This is a genomic window from Streptomyces sp. DSM 106670 (genome assembly GCF_055792845.1).
Window position 1 is genome coordinate 1,623,913 of record NZ_CM147704.1, and the last position, 13,365, is coordinate 1,637,277.

General features: G+C 72.6%; 11 protein-coding genes and 1 pseudogene. 4 read left to right on the forward strand and 8 right to left on the reverse strand.

Annotation, left to right across the window (positions count from 1 at the left end):
* Nucleotides 1-10: 10 nt before the first annotated feature.
* The 3 genes and pseudogenes from ACSMXR_RS07095 to ACSMXR_RS07105 all read right to left on the reverse strand — a co-directional run.
* Entirely contained in the window at nt 11-1,390 is a 1,380-nt protein-coding gene (locus tag ACSMXR_RS07095; protein ID WP_473171448.1) for an SWIM zinc finger family protein, read from the reverse strand.
* Nucleotides 1,387-4,407 carry an SNF2-related protein gene (locus ACSMXR_RS07100; protein WP_473171449.1) on the reverse strand — a complete coding sequence of 1,007 codons (3,021 nt, stop codon included), beginning with the start codon at nt 4,405-4,407 and terminating at the stop codon, nt 1,387-1,389. The genes ACSMXR_RS07095 and ACSMXR_RS07100 overlap by 4 nt, the downstream gene beginning before the upstream one ends.
* Before the next feature lie 191 nt (nt 4,408-4,598).
* A pseudogene (locus ACSMXR_RS07105) lies at nt 4,599-5,387 on the reverse strand (slipin family protein); the annotation flags it as partial.
* Nucleotides 5,388-5,629: 242 nt separating this feature from the next.
* On the opposite strand from ACSMXR_RS07105, the gene ACSMXR_RS07110 reads away from it, so the two are divergent.
* Nucleotides 5,630-5,983: a hypothetical protein gene (locus tag ACSMXR_RS07110; RefSeq protein ID WP_030079569.1), complete on the forward strand. Its 354-nt coding sequence runs from the start codon at nt 5,630-5,632 to the stop codon at nt 5,981-5,983.
* 32 nt (nt 5,984-6,015) lie between these two features.
* On the opposite strand, the gene ACSMXR_RS07115 is transcribed toward ACSMXR_RS07110, so the two are convergent.
* Nucleotides 6,016-6,714: a class I SAM-dependent methyltransferase gene (locus ACSMXR_RS07115; protein WP_473171450.1), complete on the reverse strand. Its 699-nt coding sequence runs from the start codon at nt 6,712-6,714 to the stop codon at nt 6,016-6,018.
* 72 nt (nt 6,715-6,786) lie between these two features.
* On the opposite strand from ACSMXR_RS07115, the gene ACSMXR_RS07120 reads away from it, so the two are divergent.
* Nucleotides 6,787-7,116 (forward strand): DUF6343 family protein, encoded by a 330-nt coding sequence (locus ACSMXR_RS07120; protein WP_137233796.1) that lies wholly within the window; start codon nt 6,787-6,789, stop codon nt 7,114-7,116.
* 40 nt (nt 7,117-7,156) lie between these two features.
* On the opposite strand, the gene ACSMXR_RS07125 is transcribed toward ACSMXR_RS07120, so the two are convergent.
* From ACSMXR_RS07125 to ACSMXR_RS07135, 3 genes are all read right to left on the reverse strand, one after another.
* The gene (locus ACSMXR_RS07125) at nt 7,157-7,525 is read right to left on the reverse strand and encodes a tetratricopeptide repeat protein (RefSeq protein WP_103507705.1); all 369 of its coding nucleotides are present in this window, start codon (nt 7,523-7,525) and stop codon (nt 7,157-7,159) included.
* 116 nt (nt 7,526-7,641) lie between these two features.
* A complete protein-coding gene (gene coaE / locus ACSMXR_RS07130; RefSeq protein WP_218527907.1) occupies nt 7,642-8,244 on the reverse strand; it encodes a dephospho-CoA kinase in 603 nt (200 codons plus the stop codon).
* A 31-nt stretch (nt 8,245-8,275) separates the two neighbouring features.
* Nucleotides 8,276-9,214, reverse strand: a complete 939-nt coding sequence (locus ACSMXR_RS07135; RefSeq protein ID WP_030627562.1) for a PAC2 family protein — start codon at nt 9,212-9,214, stop codon at nt 8,276-8,278.
* Between the two features lie 276 nt (nt 9,215-9,490).
* Here ACSMXR_RS07135 and ACSMXR_RS07140 point away from each other — a divergent pair, with 276 nt between their 5' ends.
* Nucleotides 9,491-10,450, forward strand: a complete 960-nt coding sequence (locus ACSMXR_RS07140) for a right-handed parallel beta-helix repeat-containing protein (protein WP_218527906.1) — start codon at nt 9,491-9,493, stop codon at nt 10,448-10,450.
* A gap of 98 nt (nt 10,451-10,548) precedes the next feature.
* On the opposite strand, the gene rpsA is transcribed toward ACSMXR_RS07140, so the two are convergent.
* Nucleotides 10,549-12,066, reverse strand: coding sequence for a 30S ribosomal protein S1 (rpsA, locus tag ACSMXR_RS07145; protein ID WP_003969826.1), 1,518 nt, complete (start codon nt 12,064-12,066; stop codon nt 10,549-10,551).
* Between the two features lie 407 nt (nt 12,067-12,473).
* Here rpsA and ACSMXR_RS07150 point away from each other — a divergent pair, with 407 nt between their 5' ends.
* Nucleotides 12,474-13,349, forward strand: a complete 876-nt coding sequence (locus ACSMXR_RS07150) for a class I SAM-dependent methyltransferase (RefSeq protein ID WP_473171451.1) — start codon at nt 12,474-12,476, stop codon at nt 13,347-13,349.
* Nucleotides 13,350-13,365 lie beyond the last annotated feature (16 nt).

Below are 13,365 nucleotides of genomic sequence, written 5' to 3' on the forward strand. Positions count from 1 at the left end.
GCCAAGGGTTTTACCGTACGTAGTGGGGGTCGTCGTCCCCGGCGGTGTCCGGGACGGAGTCACCGGCGAGCAGGGCTTCGACGGCGGACACCGGGTCGGGGTCCGGGGCGGCGCGCGGCCACCAGTCGTCGGCGCCGGGGTCGGACTCGTAGCCGTACCAGCGCATGTCCTGGCCGAAGCGGAGCTGGAGCGAACCGGCCGGGTGGGTCAGGTGGTTGCGCCAGGGCGTGAAGCGCGGGAACCCGGCGGCGGCGAGCGCGGGCCTGGCCCGGTCGAAGGGCCCGGCCGGCGGGTCCCAGGGCGTCTCCAGGACCGCGAGGCCCCCGGCAGCGCCCTGCCGCCAGGCGGCGACGGCGCGGGCGAGGTCGGTGGTGGTGCGGCCGGTGGCGTACGCCAGCTCGCGGTAGAGCGCGCGGGTGGTGGCGGTGAGCCCGGCCGTCGGTCGCGATGCGGCGAGGCGGACCGCGTCCTGCCAGGCGGTGAACCCGGCCAGCGGATCGCGGCCCGTGGTCAGCAGGGCGTGGGCGCGGGCGGCGGCGTCGGTGGCGAGGTGGTCCAGGCCCAACGGGTCGCGGGCGCCCGGCAGATCCGGGTACGAAGGCGGCTGGCCGGGGTGCGGCGGGACCGGGAGGGGCGCCGGGAGCGGGGGCAGGAAGCGTCCGGCGAACGCCTCCTCGGCTCCGACCGACGGCACGGCGGGGGCGGCGGGGCGCTCGCGGGCGGAGTGCTCGGCGTTGCGCCGGCCCAGCTCCTCCAGCAGTTCGCGCTCGCCCCGGCCGCGCATCAGCAGCAGGACGAACGGGTCGCTGTCGAGCAGCAGTGCCGTCTGGAAGCAGAGGGCGGCGACATGTTTGCAGGGCCGCCCGTGGTCGGGGCAGGTGCAGCTGGGGTCGAGGTCGTCGGCGGCGGGCAGCAGCCGGACACCGGCCTCCTCCGCCGTACGGGCCAGGGAGTGCGGCATCTCCTTGGCGAGCAGCGCGGACAGATGGCCGGGTTGTTCGGCGACCGCGTCGAGCAGTGCCTCCCAGCCCGGGTCGGCGAAGGTGCGCAGCCGCAGTTCGGCGCGGTAGGGGCGGGCCCGGCTGCCGTGCACATAGGCGACGACGCGGCCCGGGGTGACGGTGATCGCGGCGACCTGGCCGTCGGCGGCGTACGCACGGCCGCGGGCGAGCCGGGCCTCGTCCATCGACAGCGACTCCAGGGCGTCCACCCAGGCCCGGCCCCACCAGCTGTCCGCGAAGGGCTCGCCCTCGGCGGAGGTGCGGGCGGGCACCGCCTCGAAGGTACGCCGCAGATCGTCCGGGCCGATCCGGGCGCGCGGGGCGGACCTGCGGGCGGCGGGGCCGGTGGTCGGGCGCGGGGCCGGGCGCGGGCTCATCCGGGGACTCATGCGGGCCTCCGCAGCGATACGAGGTCGGCGAGGTCCCGGTCGCTCAGCTCGGTCAGGGCGCTCTCGCCGCTGCCGAGCACCGCGTCCGCCAAAGCCCGCTTGGACTCCAGCAGTTCGGCGATCCGGTCCTCCACCGTGCCCTCGGCGACGATCCGGTGGACCTGGACGGGCTGGGTCTGGCCGATGCGGTACGCCCGGTCGGTGGCCTGCTCCTCCACGGCCGGGTTCCACCAGCGGTCGAAGTGGACGACATGGGCGGCGCGGGTGAGATTCAGCCCGGTGCCGGCCGCCTTGAGGGAGAGCAGGAACACCGGGACCTCGGCGGCCTGGAAGCGGTCCACCATCCGCTCCCGCTCGGGCACCGGCGTACCGCCGTGCAGGAGTTGGGAGGGGATCGCGCGGGAGGCGAGGTGTGCGGAGAGGAGCTTCGCCATCGACACGTACTGGGTGAAGATCAGGACCGAACCGTCCTCGGACAGGATCGTGTCGAGCAGTTCGTCGAGGAGGGCGAGCTTGCCCGAGCGGCCCGCGAGGCGGGTGGGCTCCTCCTTCAGATACTGGGCGGGGTGGTTGCAGATCTGCTTGAGCGAGGTCAGCAGCTTCATGATCAGGCCCCGGCGGGCGATGCCCTCCGCCGCCTCGATCTGCGCCATCGTCTCGCGGACGGCCGCCTCGTAGAGCGTGGCCTGCTCACGGGTGAGCGGGACGGGGTGGTCGGTCTCCGTCTTGGGCGGCAGCTCGGGGGCGATGCCGGGGTCGGACTTCTTGCGCCGCAGGAGGAAGGGCCGCACCAGCCGGGACAGCCGCTCCACCGCCTCCTCGTTGCCCAGGCCCGCGGCGGTGTCGGTGTTCTCCACGATCCGGGCGTGCCGGGCCCGGAACGCCTTGAGCGGGCCGAGCAGTCCGGGAGTGGTCCAGTCGAGCAGCGCCCAGAGCTCGGAGAGGTTGTTCTCGACGGGGGTGCCGGTGAGGGCGACCCGGGCCGGGGCGGGGATGGTGCGCAGCGCCTTGGCGGTGGAGGAGTGCGGATTCTTGACGTGCTGCGCCTCGTCGGCGACGACCAGGCCCCAGCTCTGCTCGGCGAGCTGGGCGGCGCTGGAGCGCATGGTGCCGTACGTGGTGAGGACGAAGCCGCCGTCCGGATCGCTCAGGGTGCGGTCCGTGCCGTGGAAGCGGCGCACCGGGACGCCGGGCGCGAAGCGGTTGATCTCCCGGTGCCAGTTGCCGAGGAGGGAGGCGGGGCAGACCACCAGGGTGGGCGAGGGGTGCGCGCGGTGCAGGTGGAGGGCGATGAGGGTGATCGTCTTGCCGAGGCCCATGTCGTCGGCGAGGCAGCCGCCGAGCCCGAGCGAGGTCATCCGGTCCAGCCAGGCCAGACCGCGCAGTTGGTAGTCGCGCAGGGTCGCGTCGAGACCGGGCGGCGGCGCGATCGTCAGGTCCTGGCTGAGGATCCGCGTACGGAGGGCGGCCAGCGCCCCGGCGGGAACGGCGGCCACCCGCTCACCGTCCACCTCGGCGCTGCCGGTCAGCGCGACGGCCAGCGCGTCCACCGGATCCAGCAGCCCCAGCTCCCGCTTGCGCGCCTTGCGTACGAGGGCGGGGTCGACGACCACCCACTGGTCGCGCAGCCGCACCACCGGGCGGTGGGCCTCGGCCAGGAGGTCCATCTCGGCCTCGGTCAGCCGCTCGTCCCCCAGGGACAGCTGCCAGTCGAAGGCGAAGAGGTGCTCGGCGTCGAAGAAGGACGTGCCGTCGGTGGCCGATCCGGGCGCGGGCCGGACGACGGCGGCCGCGGTGAGCGAACGGGCCAGCTCGCGCGGCCAGCGGACCTCCACCCCGGCGGCGGCCAGCCGGGATCCGGCGTCGCTCAGCAGCTCGTACAGCTCGTCCTCGGTGATCGCGAGCACATCGGGGACGGGCTGCCCCAGGAGCCGTTCCAGCGGGGCCCAGACGCGGGCGGCCCGGCGCAGCGCCAGCACCGCGTCGACCTGGGCGCGCGGCCCGAACGGCTCGCCCGCCCCGCCGTTCCACAGGGCCGCCGCGTCCACCACGTACGTCGGGTCGGCGAGGCTGTGGACCTGCACGATCGCCGCGGCGGCGGGGCGGACCGCCGGGTCGTCCGGATGCTCGGGGCGGGCGGCCGCGTCGGCGGCCTCCGCCTCCTCGCGGGCGGCCGTGACCGCGTAGGTGTCGGCGGTGTCGAACAGCTCGTACGCGGAGAGGTCCAGGCGCAGCGAGACCCGCACGCCCGCGTCCAGGCCCGAGGCCACCTCGACGGCCCAGGCGGCGGCGTGCGGCAGATGCTGGGCCTCACGGGCGGCGAACGGGGCGCCCATCGCGAACGCGGCGGCGGGTGTGCGCGGCAGTGTGTCGGCGACGGCGTCCAGGAACGCCCCGATCAGGGCCTCGGGGTCGGGGAGCCGGGGCGGCGCGGAAGCGGGGACCGGCACCGCGTGCCCCTCGGGCGGCAGGGCGGCGGCGACCGCCCGCAGATGCGCGACGTCCTCGGCGTCCCTCGGGCCGGCCCGCCAGGCGTCGTGGCCGTCCCCCGTGAGCCCGGGGAGGAGCCGGCCGCGTGCGACGAGTTGGAGGGCGTGCAGCGCGGCCGCGCCCCAGCAGCGGGCGGCGGGATGGGCGGACGCCCGATGACGGGCACGGACGAGCACGGGCAGCGCGTCGGCCACGGACAGCAGAACCGCGGACACCTCGGCGGTGCGGACGCGCCCGGGGCCCGCCGCCGGGTCCGGCCGGACGACCGTGAGCCGGGTGGTGGTGCACGGGACGGAGTCGGGGCGGCCGGTGGCGTCCCCGTGCCCGGAGGGCGTGCCGCTCCTGCCCCGCGCACCGTCGTCGTGCCACGGGGCGTCGCCGTCCGCGACCCAGAACGCGATGCGGCCGTCCCTGGGCACCGGGCCGGGCAGGAAGACCGCCGCGCGGCGCAGCAGGCGGCCGATGTCGGCGGCGCCGGTCGCGCCCCCGGCGCCCCGCGCTCCGCCCTCATGGGCCCGTGCCGTCATGTCCGCCACCCCCTCCCGCCTGATCCACGGTCTCCGTCGGCACGGAATGTGCTGACTCCGCGAGTCTAGGCGGGAGGTCTGACACTGCGGACAGCCACGGTGTCTCCCCAGCTCAGCGACGTAGGGGCCGGTCGGTCACCGGTCTGGATCCGCGAGTGGACCCACCACGCTCAGTGATGGGCGAACGGCTGCTCCGGGACGGCCGGGTCCGGTGACGGTTGCTGCTGCGCGCGTTCCAGGAACCGGAGCAGCTCCACCGGGAAGGGCAGCACCAGCGTGGAGTTCTTCTCCGCCGCGACGGCCACCACGGTCTGCAACAGCCTCAGCTGGAGCGCGGCGGGCTGGGCGGACATCTCACCGGCCGCCTGCGCCAGCTTCTTCGATGCCTGGAGCTCCGCGTCGGCGTTGATCACCCGGGCACGCCGCTCACGGTCGGCCTCGGCCTGGCGGGCCATGGATCGCTTCATGGTCTCCGGCAGCGAGACGTCCTTGATCTCCACCCGGTCGATCTGCACACCCCAGCTGACCGCCGGGCTGTCGATCATGACCTCCAGCCCCTGGTTCAGCTTCTCGCGGTTGGACAGCAGATCGTCCAGATCGCTCTTGCCGATGATCGACCGGAGCGAGGTCTGGGCCATCTGCGAGACGGCGAACCGGTAGTCCTCCACCGCGATCACGGCGTTCGTCGGGTCGACCACCTTGAAGTAGATGACGGCGTCCACGCGGACGGTGACGTTGTCCCGGGTGATGCCGTCCTGGGCGGGCACCGGCATGGTGACGATCTGCATGTTGACCTTGCGCAGCCGGTCGATGCCCGGCACGACCATCGTGAAGCCCGGCCGCCGCACGTCCTCCCGCAGCCGGCCGAGCCGCAGCACGACGCCCCGCTCGTACTGGCGGATCACCCGCGCCGCCGAGGCCACGTACAGCGCCGCGGCGCAGAGCACCGCCACCAACGCGATCACCAGCTCCTGAGCCATGACGACCCCCTGAGAGGAAGGGAGCGGACACCCACGCGCCCACATAGCACCTTTTGTTATTTTATGCCCGCTATGAGCATCTGGTGAACTCTCGTCGCGTCTCTGGCGAACCGCGGCTCGCCCGGTCGGCCGCGCACAGGATGCCGGGGCTGCCCCGGGCGGGCAGGGTGGCCAGCGCCAGCACGTCTTCCCGACGTACCGATCGCCGGACGAGCACCGGACGAGCAGACGAGGACCCGCCCATGTCCGTGACCGCCACCGTTCACCGTCGACGCCGCCTCGGGATCGCCGCCGGCGCCACGCTCCTCGCTCTCGCCGCCACGGGCTGCTCCGGGCTCGGTCGCACCGCCGTGGGCCCGGTGACGTACACGACGGAGCGCGAAGCGGTGCTGCAGGTGAACAGCCCGTCGGTACGCGGCTGCCACCGGATCGCCCCGGCGGGAGCCCACGAGGTGGAGAACGGGACGCTGGTCGACGTGATCCTCTACCGCACGCGGAACTGCACGGGCGGCGGGACGACCTATGTGCCGACCAGGTTCAGCGATGTGACGGCGCCGGGCAGCGGCCCGTGGCGCAGCTACAGCTTCGTGCACTGAGGAGCGCCCGCACCGCGGAGCGCCACGGCCGGTCAGAGCGCGGGGCGGGCCAGCAGCCAGGTGCCGTCGTCGGTGAGGGTGCGGTCCACCGTCAGCCCGGCCGCCGCGAGATACCCGGCGAGGTCCTCGTCGGACAGCTCCCGCGACAGGAAGGTCTGCGTCCACCGCGCGTCGTCGAAGTGATACTCCGCGCGCACCGAGCGCACGCCGTCGCCCACCGGATCCGCGGAGACGATCCGGACCAGCCCGCCGGACGGGTCGGTCCGCTCCCACGGCAGCTCCGAGCGGTGCGCCACGCCCTCGCGCTGGACGAGGACGATCCCGTCGTCGCGCACATGGGCCCGGCAGACCCGCAGCATCCCGTCGCGCACCCGGTGCTCGCCCGCGTGGACCAGGAAGGACCCGAGCAGCACCACGTCGAACCGCTCGTCGCCCAGGTCCAGCGACTCGATCGGGCTGCGCACCGTGCGCGCCCCGACGATCTCCTCCAGCATCTCCGGCGACTCGTCCACCGCCGTCACGTCGAAGCCGCGCCGCACGAGCGGGTGCGTCACCCGGCCCGCCCCGCAGCCCAGTTCCAGGATGCTCCCACCGGCGGGGGCCACGCCCGCGATCACGTCCGGCTCCTCGCCGACGGCCAGCCGGCGGTACAGCTCCACCGCGCACCCGTCCGGCGTGATCGCTCCGGGACCGGTCCCCGCGTACCCCTCGCGTACCAGTGATTCGCCCATGCCGGACGAACGAGCCGTCGCCGGGCACGGTTCCCCGCCCCGCCGCTGTTCCGTCCGCCGCCGGGTGGGTCCATGCTGGTGAGTGAGGTGATCGCCATGCGTACGGGCAGTGAACCCGTGACCGCCCGCAGTCCGCTGCGGATGCGGCTCTGGCTGAGCCTGTGGGGAATGGCCTGGGCGCTCTTCGGCCTCGTGGCCTTCGCGCTGAACGGGCGGCCCGGCTGGGCTGCGGCCTGCGCGGTCGTGCTGCTGTTCGCGGTGGTGGACCTCGGCGTGATCACGTACCGCATGCGCCAGGGGCCGCACTACCAGCCGGGCCGTGACGTCCCGCCGTACGAACCGGACCACGGAGACGGCCGCCCGCGCAGGCCGGGTGGCGGCGCCGACGGCGGGCGGCCCTGACCCGCTCGGTTCAAGCCCGCTCGGCCCTGACCCGCTCGGTTCAGGCCCGCTCGTCGAACTTCGCGGCCCGCAGGTACTCCGGCTTCGGGTCGAGCGCCGCTGCCAGGCGGAAGTGCCGGGTCGCGCGCTCGGGGCGGCCGGCCCGCTCGAAGGTGCGGGCCAGCGCGAAGTGGGCGAACGCGTTGTCCGGCTCGCGCTCCAGCACCAGCTCGAACTCCAGCTCGGCGGGGCGCAGTTGGGCGGCGGCGAAGAAGGCGCGGGCCCTCAGCAGCCGGGCGGCGGTGTTCTCCGGGTGGGCGGCGATCACCGAGTCGAGGAGCTTGACGGCGCCCCGGGGGTCCCGGGCGTCGAGCAGGTGCTCGGCCGCGCGGAAGTCGATGACGTCGGTCTCCGGGTTCCTCTCGGGCACGGTCCGTCCTTCCTCTTCTCGCGTTCTCCTCGCGCGGGTCCGCCATCGCCTCCCCGCGCGTGTCCAACGCCCGCCCCGGCCACGGTATTCCGGCCGGGGCGCACGCGTACCCGGACTCAGCCGGCGGAGGCCCTGCGGACCAGCTCCTCCCAGACCTCGCGGACCTGCGCGTCCAGCGCCTCGCGCGGCCCGTCGTTGTCCACGATCAGGTCGGCCACGGCCCGGCGCTCCTCGCGGGTCGCCTGGGCGGCCATCCTGGCCCGGGCGTCGGACTCGGTCATGCCGCGCAGCGTCACGAGCCGGTGGAGCTGGGTCTCGGCGGAGGCGTCGACGACCACGACCAGGTCGTAGAAGGGGGCGAGCCCGTTCTCGGTGAGGAGGGGCACGTCGTGGACGACGACGGCGTCCTCGGGGGCCGCGCGTTCCAGCTCGGCGGCGCGGGCGCCGACCAAGGGGTGCACGATCGCGTTGAGCGCGGCCCGCCGTTCGTCGTCGGCGAAGACGAGCGCGCCCAGCGCCGGGCGGTCCAGGGCGCCTTCGGCGGTCAGGACGCCCGGCCCGAACTCCTCGACGACGGCCGCGAGTCCGGGCGTCCCGGGCTCGACCACCTCACGGGCGATCCGGTCGGAGTCGATCAGGACGGCTCCGTACGCGACGAGCATCCGCGACACTTCGCTCTTGCCGGCTCCGATGCCGCCGGTCAGGCCCACTTTCAGCATGGGCCGCAGCCTACGGGCCGGTTCCGGGCGCTCAGCCCTCGCCCTCCCGCTCGGCGAGGAAGCGCTCGAACTCGCGGCCGATCTCGTCGGCGGACGGCAGATCGACCGGCTCGGCGACGAGGTTGCCGCGCGTCTCGGAGCCGGCGACGGCGTCGTACTGGTGCTCAAGGCCCTCGACGAGGGAGACGAGCTCCTCGTCGCCCTGGCCGATCTGCCGGTCGATCTCGGTCTGGGTGCGGTGCGCCTCGGTGCGCAGGGAGTGCGCGAGGGCGGGCAGCACCAGACCGGTCGCGGCCGTGATGGCCTCCAGCGCGGTCAGCGCCGCGTCCGGGTAGGAGGACCGGGCGACGTAGTGCGGTACGTGGGTGGCGACGCCGAGGACGTCATGGCCGGACTCCATCAGCCGGTACTCGACGAGGGCCTCGGCGGATCCGGGCACCTGGGCCTCGTCGAAGGGGCTGCGGTGGCCGGGCATCAGGTCGGTGCGGTTGCCGTGCGGGGTGATGCCGACGGGGCGGGTGTGCGGGACGCCCATCGGGATGCCGTGGAAGTTCACCGCGAGCCGGACGCCGAGGCGCTCGACGATCTGCTCGACGGCGGCGGCGAACCGCTCCCACTCCACGTCCGGCTCCGGGCCCGACAGCAACAGGAAGGGCGCTCCGGTGGCGTCCTGGACCACCCGGACCTCCAGGGTCGGGGCCTCGAAGGACGTCCAGCGGTCGCGCCGGAAGGTGAGCAGGGGGCGCCGTGCGCGGTAGTCGACGAGCCGGTCGTGGTCGAAACGCGCGACGACCTGGTGCGGCAGCGTCTCCAGCAGGCCGTCGACGATCTGCTCGCCGGTCTCGCCCGCGTCGATGTAGCCGTCGAAGTGGTAGAGCATGACCAGGCCGGCCGACTCCTGCGCCAGCGCCATGTCGACGACGGCCAGGCCCTTCGGCTCCCATTCGTACAAACTCTGCGGATCAGGCACGGTTACCGCTCCTCCTCGTGTTCCTAGGAAAGAACGCGACCGGCGGCACGAGCATTCCCCGCAGGCGGACCTTTCCCCGGAACCGGCGGATGACGGCGCGTCAGCCGCCCACGCAGGGTGAGCGTTTCACCGCGCCGGGCAGCCGCCCGCCGATCCTGGTCCAGACCTTGACGCGTCCCGCCGCCATCCCTACCGTCACTGGGCAACACGTTCAGAAACACGTCCCATGTTCATGTACAGGAACATCCTGGACCCCTCCGACGGGAAGGCACCCCCATGCGCACCCGCTCCCCCCTCACCGTCCTGCTCGCCGCCGCCCTGGCCGCGGGCGGTCTCACCCTGGCCGGCGCCGGGCCCGCGAACGCCGCGGTCATCGATGTGAGCACCGCCGCCCAGCTCAAGGCGGCGCTCACCACCGTCTCCCCCGGCGACACGATCCGGCTCGCCGACGGCACGTACACCGGGAACTTCAAGGCCACCCGGCCGGGCACCTCCGGGGCCCGGATCACCCTCACCGGCTCCAGCGGCGCGGTCCTGACGGCGGGCGGCGGCTACGGGCTGCACCTCAACGGCGCCTCGTACTGGACCGTCCAGGGCGTCACGATCAAGGGCGGACAGAAGGGCATCATGGCCGACGCGGCGAACGGGGTCGTGATCGACTCGGTGACCGTGCACGACCTCGACATGGAGGGCGTCCACTTCCGTAAGTCCAGCAAGGACGGCGTCCTGAAGAACTCCCGGATCCACGACACCGGGCAGAACGGGCGCGGCATGGGCGAGGGGGTGTACGTCGGTTCGGCCGGCGATCTCTCCGACCGCAGCGACAACGTACAGATCCTGAACAACACCATCGGCCCGGACGTCGGCGGCGAGTCCATCGACATCAAGGAAGGCACGACCGGCGCGAGGATCATCGGCAACACCTTCGACGGCCACGGGCTGACGGGCGCCAACTACGACGACTCCTGGGTCGATGTGAAGGGCAACAACGTCCTGGTCGAGGGCAACAAGGGGTCCCGCACCACCAACAACGGCTACGAGACGCACACCCAGCAGAGCGGCTGGGGCTGCGGCACCGTCTTCCGGAACAACTCCTCGAACCTGACCGGGGCCACCGGCGACAAGCAGCTCGCCATCAACGTCACCAACAACAGCTCCAGTTGCCGCACCACCGTGTACGCCGACAACACCGTCACCGGCGGCAAGGGGCTGACCAACATCGCCGTCACGCCCTGAGCGTCCGGATACGCGAGTGAGGCCCGCCCCCCGAAGGGAACGGGCCTCACTCAACGCTCTACAGCTACTGCAGCCGATGAGCCGCCGGGGTCAGAGCGTCAGCTCTGGCCGCCCGCGAGCTTCTCGCGCAGCGCGGCAAGGGCCTCGTCCGACGCCAGGGCGCCGGAGTTGTCCGCCGACTCCGAGGAGTACGAACCGCCGCCGCCACCGCTGCCGCCGGAGGCGGCCGGAGCAGCGCCGGCCGGGGCGGCAGCGCCCTCGGCCGCAGCGGCCTCGTCGGCCTCGCGGGACTTGATGACCTGGGCCTGGTGCTGCTCGAAGCGCTGCTGCGCCTCGGCGTACTGGGTCTCCCAGACCTCGCGCTGCGCCTCGAAGCCCTCGAGCCAGTCGTTGGTCTCGGGGTCGAAGCCCTCGGGGTAGATGTAGTTGCCCTGGTCGTCGTACGACGCGGCCATGCCGTACAGCGTCGGGTCGAACTCGACCGAGGCCGGGTCGCCACCGAAGGACTCGTTGGCCTGCTTCAGCGAGAGGCTGATGCGGCGGCGCTCGAGGTCGATGTCGATGACCTTGACGAAGATCTCGTCGTTGACCTGGACGACCTGCTCCGGGATCTCCACGTGGCGCTCGGCCAGCTCGGAGATGTGGACCAGACCCTCGATGCCCTCGTCGACGCGCACGAACGCACCGAAGGGAACGAGCTTGGTGACCTTACCCGGGACGACCTGACCGATCTGGTGCGTCCGGGCGAACTGCTGCCACGGGTCTTCCTGCGTCGCCTTGAGCGACAGGGAGACGCGCTCGCGGTCCATGTCGACGTCGAGGACCTCGACGGTGACTTCCTGGCCGACCTCGACAACCTCGGAGGGGTGGTCGATGTGCTTCCAGGACAGCTCGGAGACGTGCACGAGACCGTCGACGCCACCCAGGTCCACGAAGGCACCGAAGTTGACGATCGAGGAGACGACGCCGGAGCGGACCTGACCCTTCTGCAGGGTCGTGAGGAACGTCTGGCGGACCTCGGACTGGGTCTGCTCGAGCCAGGCACGGCGGGACAGGACCACGTTGTTGCGGTTCTTGTCCAGCTCGATGATCTTGGCCTCGAGCTCCTTGCCCACGTAGGGCTGGAGGTCGCGGACACGACGCATCTCGACGAGCGACGCCGGGAGGAAGCCACGGAGGCCGATGTCGAGGATGAGACCACCCTTGACGACCTCGATGACGGTACCGGTGACGATGCCGTCCTCTTCCTTGATCTTCTCGATGGTGCCCCAGGCACGCTCGTACTGAGCGCGCTTCTTCGAGAGGATCAGGCGGCCTTCCTTGTCCTCCTTCTGGAGAACCAGGGCCTCGATCTCGTCGCCGACCTTGACGACCTCGTTCGGGTCGACGTCGTGCTTGATCGAGAGCTCGCGGCTCGGGATGACACCTTCGGTCTTGTAACCGATGTCGAGGAGAACCTCGTCCCGGTCAACCTTGACGATGACACCATCAACGATGTCGCCGTCGTTGAAGTACTTGATCGTCTCGTCGATCGCCGCGAGGAACGCGTCCGCGTCGCCGATGTCGTTGACCGCAACCTGCGGAGTGGTGGCGGTGGTCTCGGTGCTGCTCGTCATGTGGGAAAGGGCTCCGGTACGGACAGAGAGTCGTAGGTACTGCTACGCCGAAAGCCCGTATCGCCTCTGCAGAAGCCGGACAGCCTGGAAAGCGCCATCCGTTTCCGGAGAGACGCCTCGACAACCGAGGGGACATGCAACAGACGCGAGCGCGGCCTGCTAGGTCTGAGGCGCGCAGGCTCGCAGCGCAACTTGTAGCATACGGGGGCAGCCGGACAGGGTCAATGCGCGAAGGCGCACACCCGGGGCACATCGCCCCAATCCCGGCACAACTCATGTTCTCCGAGGCCAGATCGGGCCGAGAACACTACGGCACAGCGCCGCGGACGCACGTCCGTACCTCCGGGGTGCGCCCCCTGGTACGTACCGCGCGCGGCGGGTGAAGGCAAACTACAACGACGGGCACGATGAGCCAAGAGATCCACGGAACCTACTCCTCCGAACGCCCGGAACACCCGGTACGCCCGGGGCTCTCGGTACCCGAGGAGTCCGCAGAGCCCGAGGCCACCCGCCGCGCGGCGGACGACGCGGAGAGCAGCCGGGCCAGCCGCGGCTGGTGGGACCGGAACGCCGACGAGTACCAGTCGGACCACGGCGGCTTCCTGGGGGACGACCGTTTCGTCTGGGGTCCGGAAGGGCTGGACGAGGCGGAGGCCGCGCTGCTGGGGCCCGCCTCCGCCCTCAAGGGTCTCGACGTCCTGGAGATCGGGGCCGGGGCCGCCCAGTGTTCGCGCTGGCTGGCCGGCCAGGGCGCCCGCCCGGTCGCGCTCGACCTCTCGCACCGCCAGCTCCAGCACGCCCTGCGGATCGGCGAGGGCCTGCCGCTGGTCGAGGCGGACGCGGGCCGGCTCCCGTTCCGGGACGGCTCCTTCGACCTGGCCTGCTCCGCGTACGGGGCGGTGCCGTTCGTCGCCGACCCCGTCCAGGTCTTCCGTGAGGTCCACCGGGTGCTGCGGCCCGGCGGGCGCTGGGTGTTCTCCGTGACGCACCCGATCCGCTGGGCGTTCCCGGACGAGCCCGGCCCCGAGGGCCTTTCCGTCGCCGCCTCCTACTTCGACCGTGTCCCCTATGTGGAGCAGGACGAGAACGGCGACGCCGTCTATGTGGAACACCACCGCACGCTGGGCGACCGGGTCCGGGACGTGGTGGCGGGCGGTTTCCGGCTGGTCGATCTGGTGGAACCGGAATGGCCCGCCTGGAACGACCAGGAGTGGGGCGGCTGGTCCCCGCTGCGCGGCAATCTGATCCCGGGCACGGCGATCTTCGTCTGCGAGCGGGCCTGAGGCATGCGGGTGCGGG